Here is a 23,246-nt window from a genome sequence, read left to right as displayed (position 1 = left end):
CTTGGGGTTTGCCGCGCATTCGAGCACCCAAGTCGCCGTGACGTCGTTGGGCGACAGTGCGTCGCTCGATCGATTCTTCGTGTTGGATTTCAAACGCTCGCCGCGCACCCGAGCACAGGAATCGCCGTGGTATCCGAGCGCCGGCGCGCTCATGCTCCGCGCTGCATTACGCAGGCAGAAGACTTCTCAAACGCGCACGCCGCGTTCGACGAGCTGCCGCTGCAACGCTGGCCACATCTTCGCGACCGCTTCCTCGCCCGCCAAAATCGATGCGTTGCGCTGGCTGAAGTCGCTGCTGCCCATGGCATTGAGATTCGGCCGGATGACCGCGTCCGCGTACTTGTCGAGTTCATAAGCCTTGATGGTCTGTCCCATGATCGTGAAGGTCTGCATGAGCACGTCGAACGAGCTTTGCGTGAGGCCGCTTTCGGGACGCGCCGAAATATCCACGGCGATCACGAAGTCCGCGCCCATCTTGTGTGCGAATGCGGCGGGGACGGGACTCACCAGCCCGCCATCGACATATTCGTGGTCGCCGATCTTCACCGGCTCGAAGATCGACGGCACGCTGCAGGACGCGCGTACCGCGATGCCCGTGTTGCCGCGCTGAAAGAGGATCGGCTGACCATTCCGAAGGTCGGTCGCGACGATGCCAAGCGGCTTCGCCATCTTCTCGATCGGACGATTGTCGAGCGTCTTGTTGAGGTAGTTCTGCAGCGCCACGCCTTGCAAGATGCCGCGCGTGCGAAAAGGCATGGCCCAGTCGCTGATCGAGGCTTCGTCCATGGTGAGCGCGAGCTTGTTGATGGCGATGCCGTTCATGCCCGACGCATACAGTGCCGCGATGACCGAGCCCGCGCTCGTGCCCGCCACGAGATCGACCGGCACGTTGCGCGCTTCGAGCGCCTTGATCACGCCGATATGCGCGAAGCCGCGCGCCGCGCCGCCACCGAGCGCAAGCCCGATGCGAACGGGCGCTTGCCGCTGGATATCCGTTTTGGGCGGCGGCGTGCTCGTGGTCGTGGTCGACGTGGCGTTGCCGCCCGTGGCGGTCGTGCACGCGGTCACGACGGATGACAGCGCCGCGAGCGAAAACGCGCGGCGCGAAAGCGAAAGACGGGATGACGATGGCTTCAAGTTGAACTCCGGGCGCGGCTTGCTGCTTTGAACGTGCCTTGGCCGGTATCGGCAAAAAGGCGCGGACATCATAAAACAAAGGCGCACGGACCGGCACAAAGCAGGCCGCGAGTATAATTCCGGTTCACTTTGACGAAGCGCCGGCCGCGTGATCCAGCCGCACGAACGCTTCCGAATCAGCCGTCATTGGACACTTCTCGTCTGCTTTGAGGCGGGTAGAGCGCGCATCGGCTTCGAGCGAGACAGACGCCATCCATCGAGTAAAACCGCAATGACCACCCAAGTCCGTACCCGCTTCGCACCGAGCCCGACCGGTTTCATCCATCTCGGCAACATCCGCTCCGCGCTCTATCCCTGGGCGTTCGCGCGCAAGATGAAGGGCACCTTCGTGCTGCGCATCGAGGACACCGATGTCGAGCGCTCCACCGAAGCCTCGGTCGATGCGATTCTCGAAGGCATGGCCTGGCTCGGCCTCGATTTCGACGAAGGTCCGTTCTATCAGATGCAGCGCATGGAGCGTTATCGCGAAGTGGTCGCGCAGATGCTGGAGAAGGGGCTCGCGTATCACTGCTATATGTCGACCGAGGAGCTCGATGCCCTGCGCGAGCGTCAGCGCGCTGCGGGCGAAAAGCCGCGTTACGACGGCACGTGGCGTCCCGAGCCGGGCAAGGAGTTGCCGCCGGTTCCCGAAGGCGGGGAGCCGGTGGTGCGCTTTCGCAATCCGCTGACGGGCGTGGTCGCGTGGGACGACGCCGTGAAGGGCACGGTCGAGATCTCGAACGAAGAACTCGACGATCTCGTCATCGCGCGTCCCGACGGTACGCCGACCTACAACTTCTGCGTGGTCGTCGACGACCTCGACATGCAGATCACGCACGTCATTCGCGGCGACGATCACGTGAACAACACGCCGCGTCAGATCAACATCCTGCGCGCGCTCGGCGGTGAAGTGCCGGTTTACGCGCATTTGCCGACGGTGCTGAACGAGCAGGGCGAGAAGATGAGCAAGCGTCATGGCGCCATGGCCGTGACCGGTTATCGCGACAACGGGTATCTGCCCGAGGCGGTCGTGAACTATCTCGCACGCCTCGGCTGGTCGCATGGCGATGCGGAAATCTTCTCGCGCGAACAGTTCGTCGAATGGTTCGACCTAGAGCATCTGGGCAAGTCGCCGGCGCAATACGACCACGACAAGCTCAACTGGCTCAATGCGCATTACATCAAGGAAGCGGACAACGGTCGCCTCGCGGAACTCACGCGGCCGTTCTTGCGCGAGGCGGGTATCGAAGCGAGCGCGATCGAGAACGGCGCGCCGCTGGAGCTGGCGATCGGGCTTTTGAAGGACCGCGCATCGACGGTGAAGGAAATCGCCGATAACGCCGTGATGTTCTATCGCGAGCCCACGATCGATCCCGAAGCGCGCAAGCAGCACGTCACCGATGCAGTGCGGCCGGCCATCGCCGATTTGCGCGCGGCGCTCGCCGAAGCGGAGTGGAGCAAGGAAGCGATCGCCGCGGCCGTGAAGGCTACGCTTGCCGCGCACAAGCTCAAGATGCCGCAACTCGCGATGCCGGTTCGCTTGCTGGTTGCAGGCACGACGCACACGCCGTCCCTCGACGCCGTGCTTGCGCTCTTCGGCCGCGAAGCCGTTTTGCGTCGGCTGGAACTGGCCGCAAGCTGACTGAAGACGCAAAGCCGCGCGCGATGAATGCCAGCGATGCATGCATTGCGCGCAAATGCATGAAGAGAGGTAAAAAATTTCGCTACGAGCGTCAAAGGGTATTTACAACTTCAAAAATGGCCTATAGAATCTCGTTTCTGTTCTGCAAGGGGGTATAGCTCAGCTGGGAGAGCGCTTGCATGGCATGCAAGAGGTCAGCGGTTCGATCCCGCTTACCTCCACCAAGAATGGTTTTGCAGGGCAGGTGGTATTGTTTGTATGGTTTCCAGCGTTTCGGAAGTCGCAAAAAATACTTCACAAGTAACATCAGGTTGTATAGAATTTCGGTCTTCGCTGCTTGCGGCAAGTTGTTAAGCCCAGAGCGAATGATTAAGTAGCAAAGACAGATACACAAGTTTCTGTCCCCTTCGTCTAGAGGCCTAGGACATCACCCTTTCACGGTGAGTACAGGGGTTCGAATCCCCTAGGGGACGCCAGCACATCGGCGGCTGCTAGTAAGAAGCGCTGCCTGGAAGTAAGCGCTGGAGCGGTAGTTCAGTTGGTTAGAATACCGGCCTGTCACGCCGGGGGTCGCGGGTTCGAGTCCCGTCCGCTCCGCCAACGCATTGCAAGCAGGAAGACTCCGGCTGATAAGCCGGATTTTTTTTCGCTACGCTGTGTCGATAGTTTAGTTTTAGTAGGTTGAAGTCCCCTTCGTCTAGAGGCCTAGGACATCACCCTTTCACGGTGAGTACAGGGGTTCGAATCCCCTAGGGGACGCCAGAACATCGGCGGCTGCTGTAAAAGCGCTGCAATCGGTGAACGAGTTGGAGCGGTAGTTCAGTTGGTTAGAATACCGGCCTGTCACGCCGGGGGTCGCGGGTTCGAGTCCCGTCCGCTCCGCCAGCTAGTTGAGAAAATCCAGCCTTCGGGCTGGATTTTTTTTGGGCTCGTTTTTTCGCTTGCGTCAGGTCCCGCGCACCGAATCCTGCGCAAACATCGATTTGTCGATTGCCAGCAGGCGCGCACTGTCATAGTGTTTAGGGCACCTCCTCGTGCCCGTCCCGCGTGCGATGCTCGACCCGACCGAAGACCTCTCTCTGTTCCAGTTGCGCCAGGCGTCGATGGCGGATTTCGCTTTCGCCGAAGCGCTCACGCACGACAACATGGTCGGCTACTATCGTCGTCACAATCTCGTGTGGCGGGGCGACCTGTTTCTGTCGAGCTGGCGCGAGTCGGAGAACTTCATCCTGCAGGCGGACGGCGTGCCTATTGGCGTCATGCGCGTGACCGAGGAAGACGACTCGCTGCATATTCGTGACGTGCAGATCGCGCAGGGCTTTCGCGGACGCGGCGCAGGCACCTTCCTGCTGAACACGGCGCATCGCTGGGCGCGTGCGCGAGGGCTCGCCGAGTGCCAGTTGCGCGTATTCGTCGACAACCCCGCCGCGCGCCTCTACGTGCGTCTGGGCTATCGTCCGGCGGGACCGCGACTCGCCTTGCTCGGTTCGATCCGGCACATGGTGCGCCGCGTTTAGGCGTCGTCCATCGGGCGTTCGTCGTGGCCCGTTCCCGCATCACGCGAAAAAAACGCGCGAGGACTTTGCCCGAAAGCGCGGCGAAACATCGCCGAAAACGCGCTCTGACTTTGATAACCCAATTCCCGTGCGACTTGCGCCAGCGGTCGTCCCTGGCTAAGAAGGGGAATGGCGCGTGCCAGCACGGCTTGCTGGCGCCATTGCGAAAAGCTCACGCCGAGCTCGCGCCTGAAGAGCCGCGCGATGGTGCGCGTGCTCGCCCCGGCTTCCGACGACCATCGTTCCAGATCCGAATGCGACGGGTCGCTCAGCACGGCGTCGCAGAGCGCGCGCAGGCGCTTGTCATTGGGCATCGGCACGGAAAGCGGAAGTGGCTGCGAGCGGATGATTTCATCGAGCGCAAGCGTGCCGAGCAGCCGCTCACGCTGGCGGGAAATCGCGTCTTCGTCGAGTGCGGCGATCATCTCGCGCAGCAGCGGCGACACTTCCACCACGCGGCACGCGCCGAGGCCGGGCGGCACGACGCTGGCGTCGACGTAAAGGGTGCGTAGATACGCGTCCTCGACGATCACGACTTCATGCGTCACGTTCGGCGGCACCCAGATCGCACGGGAAGGCGGCACCATCCACGTCGAATCGGCGGTTGCCACGCGCAGCACGCCGCGTGACGTGTACGCAACCTGCGCCCACGGATGTGTATGCAGCGCGATTCGCACGCCATACGGCACGGGCCGCGAGCGCACGCGGATCGGATGATCGCGGGTCGGCGAATGTTCGACCGGAATGTCGAGGTGCTCGACATTCTCGCTGGCTGGATTCGTGTCGACGAACGTAGTCATGGATCGCCTTTCGGGCGGAAGCTCGGACGGCCCGCGCGGCAGCGTATTTTCGCGGGGCATAATGCGCGGATCGTTCAACGCCACGAATGGAGCGGCATTCTCCGATGCAATACGTCTTTGTGTACGGCACCCTGCGCGCGGGCGAAGCCAATGATATCAATCGCGCGGCAGAGCGCCATGATCTGGCGACACCGGAGTATCTGGGCGCGGCGCACGTGCGCGGTCATCTTTTCGATTTCGGCGCTTATCCCGGACTAGTGCTCGATGACGATACCGGTGCGCCGATTCGTGGCGATATCTATCGAATCGAAGAATCGCTTGTGCCTGTGCTCGATGAAATCGAAGAGGTGTATCCCGGTGTGGAAGGACTGTTTCGCTCGCACCGGATGCATGTCGAAGTGGAACTGGATGGCACGAGAACGCGCATCGATTGCCTGATGTACCCCGTCTCGGCGCAATCAGTTGCAGGACTACCGAAGATATCAAGCGGCGATTGGCTCGTTCGTTGATTACGCTGCGCCCGAAGTGCTCACGCACCAGAGCGCAGCGCGACAGAACTAGCCGTGCGGCCGGAAGCGAACTTACTGGCTCGAACCGGTCGTCGACTTGCCGTGCGACTTCTTGTGATGACTACCCGACTTATGCATAGACTGCGAATGCATGCCTTGCATACTGTCTTGCTGCGACGATTGCAGAGCTTGTGCGCGCGATTCGACGTCCGCGATCTTCGCGGGATCGGTGCTCATCGTCACGCCTTGCTCGCTTTGAGCATAGGCCACCGATGCAAGCGCGCTCAACGACAACAGAACAGCCACGGACACTTTCTTCATTTTAACCTCCTGGTGACAGTTGAATCCGGGAATCGCCTGTCCGATCCGGGTATTGCCGCATAGTTCGGAGCAAAATCCAGTCCCGCATCGCACGGAGGTGCTTCGCTACCCGAACGTCTTCGGCAATGCGCTTCGGACCGTACCCATCGTAGACCCCGATCCGGGCAACGACGTGTCGAATCACGATTCCTGGCCGGCCCTCGAAAAGCCGGTGCGCGATCTTACAGGTGCGGCTCGTTGCTAGCTAGTCCTGACTAAACCTCGCGCAATCGATTCACGCATTCGGCCAGCGCCTTTAATAAAGACGCAGCCAGCGATACACCTCGAAGCGCGCCATGCCCACGAGTTCGTGCGCCGCAAGCTCGCTGTTCTCGAAGCTGCGGAAGCGGGGCAGAAGTGTGACGGAGTTATGTCGCACATCTGAAACGTAGGCCTGCGGACGATAACCGAATGCGTCGAACGCGGCCAGCGAGCGTCGCATGTGGTACGCCGACGTAATGACGATCAAATCGCTGTCATGTGCATCACCCAGAATGGCGGCGACATTACGCGCGTTCTGATAAGTGTTGAGGCTTTGATTTTCGCGGATGAGATCGCCGGGCGCGACGCCCTGCGCAAGCACGTAAGGCGCGTAATTGTCCGCTTCGGCCTGACCGTGGTTTTGCGGGTCGCCGCCGCTCAGGATCAATCGACACGACGCACCGGACGCACGGCACTCCCGGTACAACTTCGCCGCCGCCGCAATGCGCGGGATCGAATCCGCTTTCGGGATGAGCCCCGTGCCTTCCCTGTCCGTTCCGCCGCCCATCAGAACGATGTCGGTCTTGGGTGCGAAGTCCGGCGTGATCGTCTGATCAAAGCCCTGTTGCGCCAGATTGAGCAAAGGCCCGGCGAACCATCCGCTACCGCACGCCCACGCCAAAATGACGGTGAGAACGGCAATCTGGACGCGGCGGCGTCGCCAAAGCGCAAATAATGCAAAAAAAAGCAGCAATAAAGTAAATAGAACCAATTTGATTGGGGTAACGTATTGGTTTGAGGACAATTCGTTCCGTCATCGCGGACTTCGGGAACGCATCGGCGGGTGTCGCAGTAAAGCGCGTGATTAGCGCGCTCTCAACGGGGGCTTGTAATAGAAAGCAGCACCTAACGCAAGCGGCGGCCAAACATTCGCCAGCAAGCTGATCATGCTTGGCAACGCGAAATTCGGCGCGCCGCGTTTAGTCGACGTCGCGGACCGTCTTGCGACCGTCACGAGCGTCGTCATGGCTGCACAGGAAGACAGAACGAGATGACCACGTATTCTAACGAAGCCGTACTCGAAGCACTTCGCCGAGCGCAGTATCGTCAGGTTCCCTGGGCAAAACGTCCCAAAGGTTTCGACCTTCTGCGCGCACTCGGGCTGCTCGAACTCACGAGACAGCGCACCGTTGCGCCAGCGCCGGGTTTTCATGCACCCGTGGATATCGCTGTTGTAACCGAGCGCGGGAAAAACGAATTCAACCGGCTTTGCCGCGACGAACGATCGATCGACTGGGACTTGAGACGCAGCGAACCTTATTCGTTCGGCGGCCAGGAAGTCGTAGTCGAGGCGAGAGCCTAAACGGCGAGTGCTTGGAGCTGAGACTGATCGGCTGACGGGCCGAGGGAGCGTCGTCGTCAGTCTTGTCCGCCGGGCATCTTCTCGGGCGTCCGGTCTTTCCGTGGCTTCACACCGGCGCGGACGAAAAAAATCCCGTTTCGCACGGGAATGGTCCAGCACTTTGTTACGCAAACGCGCGTCCGTCAATGATGCCGTCCCTGGCTCTCCCTTTCGGAATCGGGACGCGCGCGCACATTGCTCGCGATATCGCCGCGCAGATCGCCACGCGGAGCGGGCGGCGTCACATCGCGCGTCCGGGCGATATCCTGCGGCGCGCTCATGGCCGCTCTCGTATTTAGATGCAAATCCGACCCCGGCGGCGGCCGGGCTTGCCCAGATGCCGCCGCGCTCGTCAGCGCGCCGAGCGCACCGCAAGCGAGCAGTATCGATACCTTCATGGCGAGTCCCCTCAAACCCGAACAGGGCCTGTTATTCCACTCACCAAACTATGCTTTGCGCAGCCAACACGCTGTAAGCAATGGTAAAGAGTTGTTTCTCCGCCGTTTGAGCTGAGCCTCGCCAGTTTTTTTGGCGAGCCATACTATGACCGGCGAGAAAGGCCGGCACGCAAAGAAGGGCGTGCGCGGCGAATATCGGCGGAAGGTGATGCCTCGCGGGCCGAACGCCCGCGTGCAGGGAATGAAGCGAAACTGAGCCGAAACAGGGAATGTATGGAAATCAGCCTGCTTCGAGCGGAGCAGATAGATCAGGCCATCTTGGCCGGGGCGCGCCACGATTCCGGGTTGGTCCAGAATGCACCGCGCAGACGATCGCGGCTCGGCGGCGCGGGCGGCTTGGCTGCGCTCGAACCAATGCGTCCGCGCAGCGAGACTTCGCGGCCATTGCTCGACAAACGCTTCACGATTTCGGCAAGCGTGCCGTCCGCCTGCCATTCGTCGAAACGGCGGCGGCAAGTAGGGGGCGAAGGATAACGCCCGGGCAGCTTCGACCAGCCTTCACCCGTCGAGAGCACCCACAGCACGGCGTTGACCACCGAACGCGCTTCGACGCGCGGACGGCCGCGCCGCTCACTGCGCGCTGGCTCGGAACAGAACAAAGCCTCAACCAGCGCCCACTCGTTATCTCTCAAATCGTCGAACAGCACCATATCTCACCTCAGCGAAGCTAACCCCGGTGCGCTGCCCCGCGCCGCGCACTCTGGTCGGAATCCGATGAACGAATTACCAGGAGAGAGTCGGAACGGTGCGGCAGACGATTGTTTCTGAATGCCTCGTCGCCCGACCTCTGTGCGCAATGAAATGCGAGAACCGTGCCATGCGCGTCGCAAAATCCGGGAAACCCGCATGGCAGTAGGCTGACGCAACGCCAGCATGGCCCGTATCAGACCCGAAACGAGCCGGATAAGAAATCGGGACAATCACCAATCCTGTGCAGAGAGCCCATCCAGCGTGCGTTTTCGCAATTATGCTGCACCGCAGCGAAACGTACGTTCGGAGGATTCGGCGTGGTTGCCGCCGCTATAATCCGTATGAAACGGGCTTCTTGATGAATGTCGGGAATGAACGGATCGCTGAACGTGACGCTGCGCCAGTTGCGCGTCTTTATCGAGGTGTCGCGGTTGCGTAGTTTCAGCCGCGCGGGCGATGAAATCGGCCTGACGCAGTCGGCGGTCAGCCGATGCGTGCGCGAGCTGGAAGGGGAAATCGGGCTGAAGCTCATCGACCGGACGACGCGCGAAGTGCAGTTGACGGATGTCGGCGTCAATCTCGTCGGCACGGTGTCCCGGCTGATTGCCGACCTCGACTCCGCGCTCCACGAAGTGCGCGAATTGGGGCAACAAAAGCGCGGCCGGGTGATCGTCGCGGCGAGCCCCACAGTCGCGTGCCGGCTGATGCCGCGCGTGATTGCGTCGTGTCTGCGAGAATTTCCGCACGTCACATTGATTCTGCGAGACGATGTCCAATCCGACGTGCTCCGCCAGGTCAAGTCGGGCGAAGCGGATTTCGGCGTTGTGATCGGGCCTTTGGCCGACGACGCCCTTCACGGCCAGCCCGTGATGACCGATTCGTTTTGTCTCGTCGCACGCCGCGATCACCCGCTCGCGCACGAGTCTGCGGCGCCATGGGAAGCGCTCGCGGGAGAGCGGCTCGTGATGCTCGATCAGGCTTCGGGAAGCCGGCCAATCATCGATGCCGTCATGCAGCGGCACGGCGTTCAGGCGCAGGTAGTGCAAGAGCTCGGCCATCCGGCGACGGTGTTCGGACTGGTCGAGGCGGGTGTCGGCGTGAGCGTGTTGCCCTGGCTCGCGCTGCCTTTGCCTGCGAATTCCTTGCTGATCGCGCTGCCGCTGGAACCGCGCGCCGAGCGCACCGTGGAACTCGTACGAAGGCGCGACCGCTCGCTGTCTCCGGCGGCGGAGTCGGTCTGGTCGCTGATCGCCGCGCTGCCTCCGCGCGCCGAGCAACTGACCTGACGGGCCGTTTGTCTCGAAAATGTGCCGGGAGCGTTAGACTGCGTTCTTTATTCGACGAGGCGTGCAATGAGTGAATCGGAAGGCGCGGTGAGCGCAGAACTGAGCGAATTGACGGGCGCGCGCGAAAGCGGTGCGCCTCATGCGCCCAACGCACGCGATGCCGTGCGGGCGTTGCGTCCGTCGCAAATTCGCGAAGTGGCGAATGCCGGTTTCGGCGTGCCGGACGTGCTGCCGTTCTGGTTCGGTGAATCGGATCGCGTGACGCCGCCGTTCATTCGCGATGCCGCGAGTCGCGCACTCGCCGATGGCGCAACGTTCTACACCCATAACCTGGGCGTCGCGTCTTTGCGCGAGGCGCTCGCGCGCTACGTCACGGCCTTGCATGGCGATACGTCGGCCGCGCACGTCGCGGTGACGAGCGCTGGCGTGAACGCGCTGATGCTGGCGGCGCAACTCGTCGTCGGCGCGGGCGATCGCGTGGTCGCGGTGACGCCGTTGTGGCCAAATCTCGTCGAGATTCCGAAGATTCTCGGCGCGAGCGTCGAAACGGTTTCGCTCGGTTACGGCGAAAACGGCTGGACGCTCGATCTCGACCGGCTGCTCGCCGCGCTCACGCCGTCGACGCGCATGCTGATGATCAACTCGCCGAACAACCCGACCGGCTGGACGATGACGCGCGATCAGCAGCGCACCGTTCTCGAGCATTGCCGCCGCCACGGCATCTGGATCGTCGCGGATGAAGTCTACGAGCGCCTGTATTACGGCGGAAACGGCAAGGTTGCGCCGTCGTTCCTCGACCTCGCATCGCGCGATGAACGCGTGATCGCCGTGAATTCGTTTTCGAAGGCCTGGCTCATGACGGGCTGGCGGCTCGGCTGGATCGTCGCGCCCGAGCGTCTCATGGACGACCTCGGCAAGCTCGTGGAATACAACACGTCGTGTGCGCCGTCGTTCGTGCAGCAGGCGGGCATCGTCGCAGTCGAGGAGGGCGAGCGTTTCACGCAATCGCTCGTCGCGGACCTGCACGCGAGCCGCGATCATCTGGTCAAGGCGCTGCAGACCATCGACGGCGTCGACGTGCGCGCGCCGGACGGTGCGATGTACCTGTTTTTCTCGCTGCCCGGCGCGTCGCGCAGTCTCGAGCTTTGCAAGTCGCTGGTGCGCGACGCCGGTCTCGGGCTTGCGCCCGGCAGCGCGTTTGGTGAAGAGGGCGAAGGCTTCGTGCGCTGGTGCTACGCGTGCGATCCCGCGCGGCTCGACAAGGGCGTCGAGCGTTTGCGCGCCTTTCTTTCGACGCGCGTCTGAGGTCGAGGATATCGGCGGCGCGCGAAGTAAGGAGCGCGCCGATTGCGTGTTCGCCCGTATTCATCTTTACGCACCGGTTCTTTTTGCGTAATATGGCGCTCAGTCACGCGCTTTCATCCAGGAAAGCGCCACCTCGTCCGGCTGGATGGCCCGGCGCTTCGCTCGATCGAACGCCCGATATCGCCTCTCCCCGGTGCGTGCTCCCAGTCAATATGACCGACCAAAATCGGGCGAGCGCGTCTTGAAACTCAGCGACCAGCTTTATCGTCCGCACCGTTTCGGTGGCGTTCGAACCTGCGCAAGTCCGGTTTGAATCGAATCATTGGCCGTTCATTGACCACTCATTGACCATTTAGGGTTGACCCAAGCTGCATGAATACTCAAGAGGCGAAGATCGTCCTCGAGACTGCATTGATTTGCGCGCAGGAACCGCTGCGACTGAGTGAATTGCGCAAGCTGTTCGCCGACGACGTATCGGCGGATACCCTTCGCACGCTGCTCGAAGGCCTTCAGGCCGATTGGTCGGGCCGCGGCGTCGAATTGGTCGCGCTCGCAACGGGCTGGCGCTTTCAAAGCAAGCCGGCGATGCGGACTTATCTCGACCGCTTGCATCCGGAAAAGCCGCCGAAGTATTCGCGCGCCGTGCTTGAAACGCTTGCGATCATTGCTTACCGGCAGCCAGTAACGCGTGGCGATATCGAAGAGATTCGCGGCGTGACCGTCAACACGCAAGTGGTAAAGCAGCTAGAGGATCGGAGCTGGATCGAAGTGATCGGCCATCGCGACGTGCCCGGACGTCCGGCGCTCTACGCCACGACGAAGCAGTTTCTGGATGACCTCGGGCTGACCGCGCTCGATGAATTGCCCGCGCTGGATAATCCGTCGGCGCAACTGGAAGCGTCGTTGTTGTCGCAGCATTCGATCGAGTTTCCGGATCGCGTTGCCGGCGATACACCGCCCACAGCCAGCATTGCGGATGAATCGACTGCCGCCGGGGAACATCCCGCAAGTGCGCCAGTCAACCCGAATGAAGTGTCCGAGTCCGTCATCGCGCTCACCGAGTCGGTGCAGCCCGCGGACGTAACCGCGGCACAGCCTGAAGCAACACCCGAAAGCGCCGACGCGAGTGACTCCCGCGATGCCGGTCCGGACGCCGCAATTCACGCGCAGCCACTGAGAGCCGCGCCTGAACTGCACGCGCATCCCGACGGCACGCAAGCGCACGAAGTCGACGATTCAGCCGTTCCCGCTCCGCCCGATGGCGCGCAAGACGGCCATGAACGGGACACGCGCGCATTGAACGACTTCGCTTCGGATGACGACGACTCCGAAGAACCTACGGCGCGCCGCGCCTGACGCAATTTTGCATGGCCCCTGATCCGCTTCGGCTCGCCAAAATGATCATTTCGAGACGACCGGCCGAACCGATCAGCGGAAATTTTTGACGCGCCTCACGAGACGCGCGATTCGACATTTGAGGTTGTTTTGACACATTCCCACGACAGCGATTCGCCTGATTCCGCGCGCCCCGTGCACGCCGCGGACGCCCATGAACCGGCCGACGCCGGCGAACGCACGCGCAGCGACGAGAATGGCGAAGGCGACGATCGTCCGCGCCGCGGCCTGCGCCGCGGGCCACGCAGTCTGATCGCGCGGCGCCGTGCTGTCGCCAAGACCAAGGGCGCCGAAGGCGCGCCGGGTTCACCCGACACCGCGACCGAGGCAACGCCGGATGGCGTCGTAGCGGAACCGGTCGCAAAGCCGCGCAAGGAAGCGGGCAACCGCGCGCCGCGCGCCAACGCGGCAAAGGGCGGCCGCAGGAATCCGCGCCGTGAATTGGCGGAAGCCGGTGCAAGCGAACCGGTCGATGCAACCGAGGCGCCCGCCGCCGCCGATGCCGCGCCTCAAGCCGCGCCGCGCGAAGGCAGCCGGCGCAAGAATCCGCAGCAAGCGCGCGGCAAGCGTGCCGAAGCCGCACCGGCAACGGGCGAACGCGCCGCAGCCGCCAATGTCGACGACGTTTTCGCCTACGTCACGTCCCCCGCCTTCGACGCCGACAACGGCGTGAGCGGCGTGCGCGCGCCGATGCTCCGCCGTGGCCGCAACGCGCCCCAGCAAAAGCGCGTGCTCGAACCGGACGACGACGCGCCCAAGCTGCACAAGGTTCTTGCAGATGCCGGCATGGGTTCGCGGCGCGACATGGAAGAATTGATCATCGCGGGCCGTGTATCGGTGAACGGCGAGCCGGCGCATATCGGCCAGCGCATCATGCCGACCGATCAGGTGCGTATCAACGGCAAGCCGCTCAAGCGCAAGCTGGCGAGCAAACCGCCGCGCGTCTTGCTCTATCACAAGCCGACAGGCGAAATCGTCAGTCACGCCGACCCGGAAGGCCGCGCGTCCGTGTTCGACAAGCTGCCGTCGATGAAAACCGCCAAGTGGCTCGCGGTCGGCCGTCTCGACTTCAATACCGAAGGCTTGCTGCTGCTTACCACCTCGGGCGATCTGGCGAACCGCTTCATGCATCCGCGCTATAGCGTCGAGCGCGAATACGCGGTGCGCGTGGTCGGCCAGTTGTCGGAAGGGATGAAGCAGAAGCTTTTAAAGGGCGTCGAACTCGACGACGGTCCCGCGAACTTCCTGCGCATTCAAGATGGTGGCGGCGAAGGCACGAATCACTGGTATCACGTCGCGCTGGCCGAAGGCCGCAATCGCGAAGTGCGCCGCATGTTCGAAGCCGCGGGCTTGATGGTCAGCCGCCTGATCCGCACGCGTCACGGTCCGATCGCGTTGCCGCGCGGTCTCAAGCGTGGCCGCTGGGAAGAGCTCGAAGATAACCAGGTGCGCAGCCTGCTCGCGGCGGTGGGTCTCAAGCTGCCGACCGAAGAAAAGGGTGGCCGTAGTTCCGCACCGCGCGTGCAGCCCGATCCGATGCAGACGTCGATGGGCATCATCACGCGTGAGCCGGTGCTGATGTCGCATGCGCGCATCGCGCAGTCGCAAACGCCGGGACGCAACGGCGGCGGTCGGCGCGGCGCGGCGGGCGGCATGTCGGGCGGCTTCGGCATGGGCGGCGCGGGTGCTGGTTTTGGCGGCGGCCCGGGCAACCGGAGCGGCAATGGCACAGGCCGACGCAACGGCGCCGAGGCTAACGGCAACCGCGCGGGCGGCGGCGAGGCTAACGGAAATCGCGCACCGGGCGGCCGTGGCGGTCCTCGCGGCGCGCGTCCTCAAAGTGGTGCGCCGGGCGCGGCGGGTCCGGCCAAGCGAGCCGCGAATGGCAACGGTCCGCGCGGCAATCGTCCGGGCGGCCAGCAAAACGCGGGACAAGGCAAGCCGGGCGGTCCGGCGCGCGGCGGTCCGCGAAATCGGACACGCGGGCGCTAGTCGTCGTCGAATCCGTGTCATTGCGGGATTCGCAAGTAACGGTCGACAGGCTTCTTCATGGCGTCGACCGTTTTTTGCAAATGCAAGCCAAAAAGTCTGTCTTCCGGCACGAAACGAGCCTGAACGGGCCGTCTACGTTTGCGTTTATCCCGAAAAATGGCTAAAATCACAAAGTCGCTGGGCACGTAGTTTTTCTCTCTGCCCTGAGTGCGATCTCGGTTGAAGAAGATGGGCGTTGCGCCCATTTTTTTTTGGCTTTTCGGTTCGGCATCTCGGGGAAGAAGGGTGCGCGCCCGCTTATGGCGCATGCCCGCAGGTGTTGTCGGCGTGGAGCGCGCGAACACCTTGGAGTGACTGTGCAACTGACGGAACTGATTGAAACCACGGTCTCGGGCTTAGGCTACGAGCTTGTCGATCTCGAGCGTTCGGGAGGCGGCATGCTGCGTATATATATCGACCATCCGGGCGGTATCGCCATCGAGGACTGCGAGAAAGTCACACGCCAGCTCCAGTATGTGCTCGAAGTCGAGAATATCGATTACGACCGGCTCGAAGTCTCGTCGCCGGGTCTCGACCGTCCGCTCAAGAAGCTGGCGGATTTCGAACGCTTCGCGGGGAGCGAAGTCGTCATCACATTGAAAAAGCCGTTGGACGGGCGCAAGTCGTACCGTGGCATTTTGCATGCCCCCGACGGCGACACGATCGGTTTGGAATTTGAAGGGAAGGACGGCGCCGCGATGCTCGATTTCACGCTCGCGGACCTCGACAAAGCACGTCTCGTCCCCAAAGTTGACTTTAGGAGCCGCAAACAATGAGTCGCGAAGTTTTGATGCTGGCGGATGCGCTGGCGCGCGAAAAGAACGTCAACAAGGACGTGGTGTATGCAGCCCTGGAGGCTGCGCTTGCATCGGCAACGAAAAAGCTGTTCGAGGAAGACGTCGACATTCGCGTGGCGATCGACCGTGAAAGCGGCGAGCACGAAACCTTCCGCCGCTGGCGCGTGGTGCCGGACGAGGCCGGCCTGCAAGAGCCGGATCAGGAAATCCTGCTGTTCGAAGCGAAGGAGCAACAGCCCGACGCGCAGGTGGACGACTTCATCGAAGAACCGATTCCGTCCATCGAATTCGGCCGTATCGGCGCGCAGGCAGCGAAGCAGGTCATCCTGCAGAAAGTGCGCGACGCCGAGCGCGAGCAAATCTTGAACGACTTCCTCGAGCGCGGCGAAAAGATCATGACCGGCTCGGTCAAGCGTTTGGACAAGGGAAATTTCATCGTCGAATCCGGTCGCGTGGAAGCGCTGCTGCGCCGTGACCAATTGATTCCGAAGGAAAACTTGCGGGTGGGCGACCGTGTGCGCGCGTACATCGCCAAGGTCGACCGCACGGCGCGCGGCCCGCAAATCGAGCTTTCGCGCACCGCGCCCGAGTTTCTGATGAAACTGTTCGAGCTGGAAGTGCCGGAAATCGAGCAAGGCCTGCTGGAGATCAAGGCGGCCGCGCGCGATCCTGGCGTGCGTGCGAAAATCGGGGTGATCGCCTATGACAAGCGTATCGACCCGATCGGCACTTGCGTCGGCATCCGCGGTTCGCGCGTGCAGGCCGTACGCAACGAGCTTGGTGGCGAGAACGTGGACATCGTGCTATGGTCGGAAGACCCCGCCCAGTTCGTGATCGGCGCTCTCGCGCCGGCAGCCGTCCAGTCGATTGTCGTGGATGAAGAAAAGCATTCGATGGACGTCGTCGTAGACGAAAACGAACTCGCGGTTGCCATCGGCCGAAGCGGCCAGAACGTTCGACTCGCCAGCGAGCTCACCGGCTGGCAGATCAACATCATGACGCCGGACGAATCGGCGCTGAAGCAGAACGAAGAACGTGGCAAGTTGCGCGATCTGTTCATGGCGCGTCTGGATGTGGACGAGGAAGTCGCCGACATCCTGATCGACGAAGGCTTCACGAGCCTCGAAGAAATCGCGTACGTGCCGCTCAACGAAATGCTCGAGATCGAAGCCTTCGACGAAGACACGGTGCACGAACTGCGTAACCGTTCGCGCGACGCGTTGCTGACCATGGCGATCGCCAATGAAGAGAAGGTCGAAGGCGTCGCGCTCGATCTGAAGAGTCTCGAAGGAATGGACAACGAGCTTCTCGCGAAGCTCGCTGAACACCAGATCCAGACCCGCGACGAACTCGCGGAGCTGGCTGTGGATGAACTGGTCGAAATGACCGGTGTGGAAGAGGATGCCGCTAAGGCGTTGATCATGAAAGCACGTGAACACTGGTTCCAGTGAGAAATGACCATGGCGCACTGATATTTGGCGGCCGGTTTGGCCGCGTGACCCCGATCTAACCGCAAGGATTTGTCCTTGCATCAAGAGGAATGAATGGCGAGTAACAACGTAGCCCAATTTGCCGCGGAACTCAAAATGCCTGCGGGCGTCCTGCTCGAGCAGTTGCAGGCGGCTGGCGTCCAGAAAGCAAGCGCGAACGACGACCTGTCCGAGACGGACAAGGCGCGTCTGCTCGATCATTTGCGCAAGTCGCACGGTTCCGCCGACGCCGACAAGCGCAAGATCACTTTGACCCGCCGGCATACGTCGGAGATCAAGCAATCTGACGCAACGGGTAAAGCTCGCACCATTCAGGTCGAGGTGCGCAAGAAGCGTGTATTCATGAAGCGCGACGAGGCCGGCGTGGAACAAGCCGCCGAGGCGCCCGCTCCGGTCGAGGAAGAAGTCGACGAAGCCGAATTGCAGCGCCGCGAGGAAGAAGCGCGTCGCGCCGCCGAGCAGCTCGAGCGCGAAGAGCGCGAGCTGAAGGAGCGTCAGGCTCAGCTCGAACGCGAGGAAAGCGAACGTCGTCAGCGTGAGGAAGCGGCTGAAGCCGAGCGTCGTCGTCAGGAAGACGAAGCGGCGCGTCGTGCGGCTGCTGCCGCGCAGGCAGCGGAAATCTCGCGCGCGGCATCGGCTGCGCGTCAGGAAGCGCGCACGCCGCCGACGGTCGATGCAAAGGCTGAAGTGAAGCCCGAGCCGAAGGTGGACGACACCGCGCAACGCGAAGCCGCCGAAAAGGCTGCGGAAGAGAGGGCTGCCAGCGAGCGCGCCGCGCAACGCGAAGCCGCCAAGAAGGCGGAGGACGCCGCGCGCGCCGCTGCTGAAAAAACGCGTGTCGAACAGGAACAGATCGCGAAACGTCGCGCGGCAGCGGAAGCCGAGGCACGCGCCATCCGCGAGATGATGAACACGCCGCGCAAGGCGCAGGTAAAGGCGCCGGAGCCGGCGCCCGTGGTCGCCAAGCCGGCCGAAGCAGCCAAGGCTGCGGAAGCGAAGGGCACGCTGCACAAGCCGGCGCGTCCGGAAGGCGCGACGGCGGCACGTCCTGCCGTGGCGAAGAAGCCGGCAGCGGGCGGCACGGCGGCACCCGCCACGACCGCACCCGCGGGCGACAAGAAGAAGGCCGGCGGCAAGGGCGGCTGGCAGGACGACGCGTCCAAGCGCCGTGGCATCAAGACGCGCGGCGACACGAGCGGCGGCGTCGATCGCGGCTGGCGCGGTGGCCCGAAGGGTCGCGGCAAGCATCAGGAACAGACCACGTTCCAGGCGCCGACCGAGCCGATCATCCGTGAAGTGCACGTGCCGGAAACCATCTCGGTGGCCGATCTCGCGCACAAGATGGCGGTGAAGGCGTCCGAAGTCATCAAGATCATGATGAAGCTCGGCCAGATGGTCACGATCAACCAAGTGCTGGATCAGGAAACGGCGATGATCATCGTCGAGGAACTGGGCCATCGCGCGGTCGCGGCGAAGCTGGACGATCCGGAAGCGCTGCTGGTCGAAGGCGAAACCACGGAAGAAACGGCAGAGCGTCTGCCGCGTCCGCCGGTCGTCACCGTCATGGGTCACGTCGACCACGGCAAGACCTCGCTCCTGGACTACATCCGTCGCGCCAAGGTGGCGGCGGGCGAAGCGGGCGGCATCACGCAGCATATCGGCGCATATCACGTCGAAACGCCGCGTGGCGTCATCACCTTCCTCGACACGCCGGGTCACGAGGCCTTCACGGCCATGCGTGCGCGCGGTGCGAAGGCAACCGACATCGTCATTCTGGTGGTCGCGGCCGACGACGGGGTGATGCCGCAAACGAAGGAAGCCATCGCCCACGCGAAGGCGGGTGGCGTGCCTATCGTCGTGGCGATCAACAAGATCGACAAGCCGGAAGCCAATTCCGACCGCGTGAAGCAGGAACTCGTCGCGGAAGGCGTGGTGCCGGAAGAGTACGGCGGCGATTCCCCGTTCATCGAAGTGTCGGCGAAAACCGGCAAGGGTATCGACGACCTACTGGAAAACGTGTCGCTGCAGGCTGAAGTGCTGGAACTGAAGGCACCGATCGACGCACCGGCCAAGGGTCTCGTGATCGAAGCCAAGCTCGACAAGGGCAAGGGTCCGGTCGCAACCATCCTGGTGCAGTCGGGCACGCTGAATCGCGGCGACGTGGTTCTGGCGGGCAGCGCGTACGGTCGCGTTCGCGCCATGCTGGACGAAACCGGCAAGCCGACCAAGACGGCGGGTCCGTCGATCCCGGTGGAAATCCAGGGTCTGTCGGAAGTGCCGGCTGCGGGTGAAGAAGTCATCGTGCTGCCGGACGAGCGCAAGGCGCGCGAAATCGCGCTGTTCCGTCAAGGCAAGTTCCGCGACGTCAAGCTCGCCAAGCAACAGGCCGCGAAGCTCGAGAACATGCTGGAGCAAATGGGCGAAGGCGAAGTGCAGAATCTGCCGCTCATCGTCAAGGCCGACGTGCAGGGTTCGCAGGAAGCGCTGGTGCAATCGCTGCAAAAGCTTTCGACCAACGAAGTGCGCGTGCAAATCGTGCACAGCGCGGTCGGCGCGATCAGCGAGTCGGACGTCAATTTGGCGACGGCTTCGAAGGCGGTCATCATCGGCTTCAACACGCGTGCGGATGCGCAAGCCCGCAAGCTGGCGGAATCCAACGGCATCGACATTCGCTACTACAACATCATCTATGACGCTGTGGATGAAGTGAAGGCGGCAATGTCCGGCATGCTCTCGCCGGAGAAGCGCGAAACGGTTACGGGTATGGTCGAGGTGCGCCAGGTCATCCGCGTGCCGAAGATCGGCCTTATCGCAGGTTGTATGGTCACGGACGGCGTGGTCAAGCGTTCCTCTTCGGTGCGCGTGATTCGCAACAACGTCGTGATCCACACCGGCGAACTCGACTCGCTCAAGCGTTTCAAGGACGACGTCAAGGAAGTGCGTCAGGGCTTCGAGTGCGGTATCTCGATGAAGAACTTCAACGACATCGTCGAAGGCGACCAACTGGAAGTCTTCGAAGTGACCGAAGTGGCTCGTACGCTGTAAAGCGGTAACTTGCAGCGAGCCGCCAAGGCGAGAGGGCGGAGCGGGCCGCGCGGCTCGCTCCGCCCTTTTTCTTTTGTGCGGCGCGCGACGAATATACGGAAAACATCATGGCTAAAAAACGTACTTCCCCGAATCGCAACGTGCAGATCGCCGATCAGATTCAGCGCGTTCTCTCCGAGCTGATGCGCGAGGTGAAAGATCCGCGCATCGGCATGGTGACGATGCAGAGCGTCGAACTCACGCCCGATTACGCGCACGCGAAGGTCTATTTCACGACGCTCACCGGCGACCCGAAGGAAACCGAGGAAGCGTTGAACCACGCGGCCGGGCATCTGCATAACCAATTGTTCAAGCGCCTGCACATTCATACGGTGCCGACGCTGCACTTTCACTACGACCAGACGATCGAGAAAGCCGTGGAGATGTCGCGTCTGATCGACGAAGCGAACGCCTCGCGCGCCAAAGACGACGAAGAAGGCGCCTGAGCGATGAGCGGTGCAACGAAGGACTCGCCGCGCCCGAAGATTGCCCGGCGCGCGCTAGATGGCGTGTTGCTGCTGGACAAGCCGCTCGGTTTGTCCAGCAACGACGCGCTCATCAAGGCGAAGCGGCTTTTTCTTGCGAAGAAGGCGGGACACACGGGTACGCTCGATCCCCTCGCGACAGGTTTGCTGCCGCTTTGTTTCGGTGAAGCAACCAAGTTTTCGCAGGATTTGCTCGAAGCCGACAAGACCTACGAAGCGACGATGCGCCTCGGTATGCGCACGACGACGGGCGACGCGGAAGGCGAAGCCATCGACGAGCGCGCGGTGACGTGCGACGAAGCTTCTGTGCGAGATGCCATGACGCGCTTTCTCGGCGAGATCGTGCAAATTCCACCGATGTATTCCGCGCTCAAACGTGACGGCAAGCCGCTCTACGAATACGCGCGCGCGGGACAGACCGTGGAGCGCGAAGGGCGCAACGTCACCATCCACGCGTTGGAGATGATCGCGTGTGCGTTGCCGCTCGTCACGTTTCGCGTGACCTGCAGCAAGGGCACGTATGTACGCACCCTGGCTGAGGATATCGGCGAGACGTTGGGATGCGGCGCGCATCTGACGGCGTTGCGGCGGACGGGCGTGGGCGCGTTGACGCTCGACCATGCGGTGACGCTCGATGCATTGGCGAACATTGATGAAACCGCGCGCGATGCGTGGCTTCAGCCGGTGGATGCGCTGCTGTCGACGTTCCCGGAAGTGCGTCTGGACGACGATGCCACCCGGCGTTTTTTGCATGGCCAGCGGCTCAAGCTGTCGGATGTATCGACGGACATGCTCGAAGCGGGCCGCGTGCGCGTGTACACGCAAGAAGGCGGACGGCTGCTTGGCGTGGCGAAAGCGGGCGAGGGCGTGCTTGCGCCGGAACGGTTGATCGTCACGGCGGGCTGAGCGAGCCAGCGACGCCAGAGTTACAACCTGCGCAACGAAAAAAAAGCCCAGACGAGAAGTCTGGGCTTTTTTACGTCCACGCTGAACGAACCGCAACGATCAATGCGCCGCTGATGCCGCCGCCGCTGAATCTCCGCCGCCCGAGCGTTCGGGCTTCGTGATCCAGATCAATGCGATCAGCGCGACGAAAATCCCCGCCGAGATATAGAACATGTCGTTCACGCCGAGCTGCGCGGCCTGCTGCGTCGCCATGCTGTTGAAGAGACCGTAAGTCTGATCGTGCGAATAGCCGATTGCGCCCATCTGCTGCATCGAATTAGTGAAGTTCGGATTGAACGAATTCGCCTGCTCCACCAGTTGCACGTGATGAACGATCGACCGATGCTCCCAGGCCGTCGAAAAAATCGACGTGCCGATACCGCCGCACATGATCCGCACGAAGTTCGACAAGCCCGACGCCGCCGGAATGCGATGCCCCGGCAAACCCGACAGCGTGATCGACACCAGCGGAATGAAGAAGCCCGCCATCGCGATACCCTGAATCAGCGTGGGCAGCGTGAGCGACCAGGTATCGACGCCCGTGGTGTAGCGCGAACGCATCCAGAAGCACAGCGCGAACACGAGAAACGCGGCAGTTGCAATCCGGCGCGGGTCGGTGCGTGGCAGGAATTTGCCCGTGATCGGCGAGAGCAGTACCGCGAACAATCCGACGGGCGCCATCACGAGCCCGGCGTCGGTGGCCGTGTAGCCGATCACCGTTTGCAGCCACAGCGGCAACAACACGAGATTGCCGAAGTAGAGCCCATAGCCGACCGAGAGCGCAATGGTCCCGCCCGAGAAGTTGCGCAGCGCGAACAACGACAGATCGACGACCGGATGCTCCGCCGTCAGCTCCCACACGATGAAGAACGCGAACGCGATCACCGCGACCAGCGCGAGCACGACGATGGTCGTCGAATTGAACCAGTCGAGATCCTTGCCCTTGTCGAGCATGATCTGCAGCGAGCCGACCCAGACTACGAGCAAGCCGAGCCCGACCGAATCGATGGGCGCTTTACGGATGGCGGAATCGCGGTCGCGGAAAATCATGAACGTCGCGATGGCCGCAATGAAGCCGACCGGAATGTTCACGTAGAAGATCCACGGCCATGAGATGTTGTCCGAGATCCAGCCGCCGAGAATCGGCCCGGCGACAGGCGCAATGAGCGTGGTCATCGACCACATGGATAACGCGATGGGCGCTTTCTCGCGCGGGTAGCTCGCGAGCAGGAGCGTTTGCGACAGCGGGATCATCGGGCCGGCGACCGCGCCTTGCAGCACGCGCGCGGCGAGCAGGAAGGGCAGCGTCGGCGCGAGTCCGCACAGCCATGAAGCGATCACGAAGAGAATGATCGAGCCGAGAAACAGCTTCACTTGCCCGATGCGCTGCGTAAGCCAGCCGGTGAGCGGCACCGAGATGGCGTTGGCGACCGCGAACGACGTGATGACCCACGTGCCCTGATCGGACGAGACGCCGAGATCGCCCGAGATCGACGGAATCGAGACGTTCGCGATCGACGTGTCGAGCACGTTCATGAACACGGCGAGCGACACGGCGATCGTCCCGATGACGAGCTTCCCGCCCGTCAGCGGCGGATGAACGACGTTGGCTTGAGACATCGATGAGGTCCGTG

Annotated in this window: 21 protein-coding genes and 5 tRNA genes; 18 read left to right on the top strand and 8 right to left on the bottom strand. The window is 62.5% G+C overall.

Annotation, left to right across the window (positions count from 1 at the left end):
- Window positions 1-186: 186 nt before the first annotated feature.
- A complete protein-coding gene (locus NCR40_RS07755; protein ID WP_250509118.1) occupies window positions 187-1,137 on the bottom strand; it encodes a patatin-like phospholipase family protein in 951 nt (316 codons plus the stop codon).
- 271 nt (window positions 1,138-1,408) lie between these two features.
- On the opposite strand from NCR40_RS07755, the gene gltX reads away from it, so the two are divergent.
- The 7 genes from gltX (at window position 1,409) to NCR40_RS07720 (ending at window position 4,335) form a co-directional block, all read left to right on the top strand.
- Window positions 1,409-2,818 carry a glutamate--tRNA ligase gene (gene gltX, locus NCR40_RS07750; protein WP_250509117.1) on the top strand — a complete coding sequence of 470 codons (1,410 nt, stop codon included), beginning with the start codon at window positions 1,409-1,411 and terminating at the stop codon, window positions 2,816-2,818.
- Between the two features lie 148 nt (window positions 2,819-2,966).
- Window positions 2,967-3,042 (top strand) — tRNA-Ala (locus tag NCR40_RS07745).
- Between the two features lie 176 nt (window positions 3,043-3,218).
- Window positions 3,219-3,294 (top strand) — tRNA-Glu (locus NCR40_RS07740).
- A gap of 47 nt (window positions 3,295-3,341) precedes the next feature.
- Window positions 3,342-3,418 (top strand) — tRNA-Asp (locus tag NCR40_RS07735).
- A gap of 86 nt (window positions 3,419-3,504) precedes the next feature.
- Window positions 3,505-3,580: transfer RNA gene (locus NCR40_RS07730), tRNA-Glu, on the top strand.
- Window positions 3,581-3,626: 46 nt separating this feature from the next.
- Window positions 3,627-3,703 (top strand) — tRNA-Asp (locus NCR40_RS07725).
- Between the two features lie 149 nt (window positions 3,704-3,852).
- Window positions 3,853-4,335, top strand: a complete 483-nt coding sequence (locus NCR40_RS07720; RefSeq protein ID WP_244825416.1) for a GNAT family N-acetyltransferase — start codon at window positions 3,853-3,855, stop codon at window positions 4,333-4,335.
- On the opposite strand, the gene NCR40_RS07715 is transcribed toward NCR40_RS07720, so the two are convergent.
- Window positions 4,332-5,174 (bottom strand): AraC family transcriptional regulator, encoded by an 843-nt coding sequence (locus tag NCR40_RS07715; protein WP_250509116.1) that lies wholly within the window; start codon window positions 5,172-5,174, stop codon window positions 4,332-4,334. The genes NCR40_RS07720 and NCR40_RS07715 overlap by 4 nt on opposite strands.
- Window positions 5,175-5,278: 104 nt before the next feature.
- Here NCR40_RS07715 and NCR40_RS07710 point away from each other — a divergent pair, with 104 nt between their 5' ends.
- Window positions 5,279-5,683 carry a gamma-glutamylcyclotransferase family protein gene (locus NCR40_RS07710; RefSeq protein ID WP_250509115.1) on the top strand — a complete coding sequence of 135 codons (405 nt, stop codon included), beginning with the start codon at window positions 5,279-5,281 and terminating at the stop codon, window positions 5,681-5,683.
- Between the two features lie 72 nt (window positions 5,684-5,755).
- On the opposite strand, the gene NCR40_RS07705 is transcribed toward NCR40_RS07710, so the two are convergent.
- Window positions 5,756-6,004 carry a hypothetical protein gene (locus NCR40_RS07705; RefSeq protein ID WP_250509114.1) on the bottom strand — a complete coding sequence of 83 codons (249 nt, stop codon included), beginning with the start codon at window positions 6,002-6,004 and terminating at the stop codon, window positions 5,756-5,758.
- A 295-nt stretch (window positions 6,005-6,299) separates the two neighbouring features.
- Window positions 6,300-6,887 carry a YdcF family protein gene (locus tag NCR40_RS07700; protein WP_250492491.1) on the bottom strand — a complete coding sequence of 196 codons (588 nt, stop codon included), beginning with the start codon at window positions 6,885-6,887 and terminating at the stop codon, window positions 6,300-6,302.
- Between the two features lie 408 nt (window positions 6,888-7,295).
- On the opposite strand from NCR40_RS07700, the gene NCR40_RS07695 reads away from it, so the two are divergent.
- On the top strand, window positions 7,296-7,607 hold the full coding sequence (locus tag NCR40_RS07695) for a hypothetical protein (protein WP_244825411.1): 312 nt from the start codon (window positions 7,296-7,298) through the stop codon (window positions 7,605-7,607).
- A 182-nt stretch (window positions 7,608-7,789) separates the two neighbouring features.
- Here NCR40_RS07695 and NCR40_RS07690 read toward each other — a convergent pair whose 3' ends face one another.
- Both NCR40_RS07690 and NCR40_RS07685 read right to left on the bottom strand, forming a co-directional pair.
- Entirely contained in the window at window positions 7,790-8,044 is a 255-nt protein-coding gene (locus tag NCR40_RS07690) for a hypothetical protein (protein WP_250465050.1), read from the bottom strand.
- 308 nt (window positions 8,045-8,352) lie between these two features.
- Entirely contained in the window at window positions 8,353-8,754 is a 402-nt protein-coding gene (locus NCR40_RS07685; RefSeq protein ID WP_050454634.1) for a transposase, read from the bottom strand.
- Between the two features lie 423 nt (window positions 8,755-9,177).
- On the opposite strand from NCR40_RS07685, the gene NCR40_RS07680 reads away from it, so the two are divergent.
- The 4 genes from NCR40_RS07680 to rluB all read left to right on the top strand — a co-directional run bounded on the left by NCR40_RS07680 (window position 9,178) and on the right by rluB (window position 14,772).
- A complete protein-coding gene (locus NCR40_RS07680) occupies window positions 9,178-10,080 on the top strand; it encodes a LysR family transcriptional regulator (RefSeq protein WP_250509145.1) in 903 nt (300 codons plus the stop codon).
- Window positions 10,081-10,146: 66 nt separating this feature from the next.
- Window positions 10,147-11,385 (top strand): pyridoxal phosphate-dependent aminotransferase, encoded by a 1,239-nt coding sequence (locus NCR40_RS07675; RefSeq protein ID WP_250492489.1) that lies wholly within the window; start codon window positions 10,147-10,149, stop codon window positions 11,383-11,385.
- A 372-nt stretch (window positions 11,386-11,757) separates the two neighbouring features.
- Window positions 11,758-12,741 carry an SMC-Scp complex subunit ScpB gene (gene scpB, locus NCR40_RS07670; protein WP_250509113.1) on the top strand — a complete coding sequence of 328 codons (984 nt, stop codon included), beginning with the start codon at window positions 11,758-11,760 and terminating at the stop codon, window positions 12,739-12,741.
- Between the two features lie 129 nt (window positions 12,742-12,870).
- Complete coding sequence (rluB, locus tag NCR40_RS07665; protein ID WP_250509112.1) at window positions 12,871-14,772, top strand: 23S rRNA pseudouridine(2605) synthase RluB; 1,902 nt, start codon at window positions 12,871-12,873, stop codon at window positions 14,770-14,772.
- 17 nt (window positions 14,773-14,789) lie between these two features.
- On the opposite strand, the gene NCR40_RS07660 is transcribed toward rluB, so the two are convergent.
- Window positions 14,790-15,134, bottom strand: coding sequence for a hypothetical protein (locus tag NCR40_RS07660; protein WP_250509111.1), 345 nt, complete (start codon window positions 15,132-15,134; stop codon window positions 14,790-14,792).
- Here NCR40_RS07660 and rimP point away from each other — a divergent pair.
- From rimP to truB, 5 genes are all read left to right on the top strand, one after another.
- On the top strand, window positions 15,129-15,587 hold the full coding sequence (gene rimP / locus NCR40_RS07655; protein ID WP_250465040.1) for a ribosome maturation factor RimP: 459 nt from the start codon (window positions 15,129-15,131) through the stop codon (window positions 15,585-15,587). The two genes, NCR40_RS07660 and rimP, sit on opposite strands and share 6 nt — an antisense overlap.
- Window positions 15,584-17,059: a transcription termination factor NusA gene (nusA, locus tag NCR40_RS07650; RefSeq protein WP_244825405.1), complete on the top strand. Its 1,476-nt coding sequence runs from the start codon at window positions 15,584-15,586 to the stop codon at window positions 17,057-17,059. Before rimP ends, nusA begins: the two co-directional genes overlap by 4 nt.
- 93 nt (window positions 17,060-17,152) lie before the next feature.
- Window positions 17,153-20,143 carry a translation initiation factor IF-2 gene (infB, locus tag NCR40_RS07645; protein ID WP_250509110.1) on the top strand — a complete coding sequence of 997 codons (2,991 nt, stop codon included), beginning with the start codon at window positions 17,153-17,155 and terminating at the stop codon, window positions 20,141-20,143.
- 107 nt (window positions 20,144-20,250) lie between these two features.
- Window positions 20,251-20,628 carry a 30S ribosome-binding factor RbfA gene (rbfA, locus tag NCR40_RS07640; protein WP_250509109.1) on the top strand — a complete coding sequence of 126 codons (378 nt, stop codon included), beginning with the start codon at window positions 20,251-20,253 and terminating at the stop codon, window positions 20,626-20,628.
- Window positions 20,629-20,631: 3 nt separating this feature from the next.
- Complete coding sequence (truB, locus tag NCR40_RS07635) at window positions 20,632-21,573, top strand: tRNA pseudouridine(55) synthase TruB (protein ID WP_250509108.1); 942 nt, start codon at window positions 20,632-20,634, stop codon at window positions 21,571-21,573.
- Window positions 21,574-21,672: 99 nt separating this feature from the next.
- Here the strand turns inward: truB and NCR40_RS07630 are convergent, their stop codons facing one another.
- Window positions 21,673-23,232 carry a DHA2 family efflux MFS transporter permease subunit gene (locus tag NCR40_RS07630; RefSeq protein ID WP_244825401.1) on the bottom strand — a complete coding sequence of 520 codons (1,560 nt, stop codon included), beginning with the start codon at window positions 23,230-23,232 and terminating at the stop codon, window positions 21,673-21,675.
- Window positions 23,233-23,246: the final 14 nt, after the last annotated feature.

Origin of the sequence: Caballeronia sp. GACF4, from assembly GCF_023631025.1 — a bacterium.
In the GTDB taxonomy this organism is placed as follows: Bacteria; Pseudomonadota; Gammaproteobacteria; order Burkholderiales; family Burkholderiaceae; genus Caballeronia.
This window is presented reverse-complemented; position numbering and strand designations above follow the sequence as displayed.

What these genes read in the sequence shown, in the direction of transcription:
- gltX (WP_250509117.1), top strand. Translation starts at nt 1,409, where the DNA reads ATGACCACCCAAGTCCGTACCCGCTTCGCACCGAGCCCGACCGGTTTC.
- NCR40_RS07715 (WP_250509116.1), bottom strand. Translation starts at nt 5,174, where the DNA reads ATGACTACGTTCGTCGACACGAATCCAGCCAGCGAGAATGTCGAGCAC.
- NCR40_RS07710 (WP_250509115.1), top strand. Translation starts at nt 5,279, where the DNA reads ATGCAATACGTCTTTGTGTACGGCACCCTGCGCGCGGGCGAAGCCAAT.
- NCR40_RS07705 (WP_250509114.1), bottom strand. Translation starts at nt 6,004, where the DNA reads ATGAAGAAAGTGTCCGTGGCTGTTCTGTTGTCGTTGAGCGCGCTTGCA.
- NCR40_RS07695 (WP_244825411.1), top strand. Translation starts at nt 7,296, where the DNA reads ATGACCACGTATTCTAACGAAGCCGTACTCGAAGCACTTCGCCGAGCG.
- NCR40_RS07690 (WP_250465050.1), bottom strand. Translation starts at nt 8,044, where the DNA reads ATGAAGGTATCGATACTGCTCGCTTGCGGTGCGCTCGGCGCGCTGACG.
- NCR40_RS07685 (WP_050454634.1), bottom strand. Translation starts at nt 8,754, where the DNA reads ATGGTGCTGTTCGACGATTTGAGAGATAACGAGTGGGCGCTGGTTGAG.
- NCR40_RS07675 (WP_250492489.1), top strand. Translation starts at nt 10,147, where the DNA reads ATGAGTGAATCGGAAGGCGCGGTGAGCGCAGAACTGAGCGAATTGACG.
- scpB (WP_250509113.1), top strand. Translation starts at nt 11,758, where the DNA reads ATGAATACTCAAGAGGCGAAGATCGTCCTCGAGACTGCATTGATTTGC.
- nusA (WP_244825405.1), top strand. Translation starts at nt 15,584, where the DNA reads ATGAGTCGCGAAGTTTTGATGCTGGCGGATGCGCTGGCGCGCGAAAAG.
- infB (WP_250509110.1), top strand. Translation starts at nt 17,153, where the DNA reads ATGGCGAGTAACAACGTAGCCCAATTTGCCGCGGAACTCAAAATGCCT.
- rbfA (WP_250509109.1), top strand. Translation starts at nt 20,251, where the DNA reads ATGGCTAAAAAACGTACTTCCCCGAATCGCAACGTGCAGATCGCCGAT.
- truB (WP_250509108.1), top strand. Translation starts at nt 20,632, where the DNA reads ATGAGCGGTGCAACGAAGGACTCGCCGCGCCCGAAGATTGCCCGGCGC.
- NCR40_RS07630 (WP_244825401.1), bottom strand. Translation starts at nt 23,232, where the DNA reads ATGTCTCAAGCCAACGTCGTTCATCCGCCGCTGACGGGCGGGAAGCTC.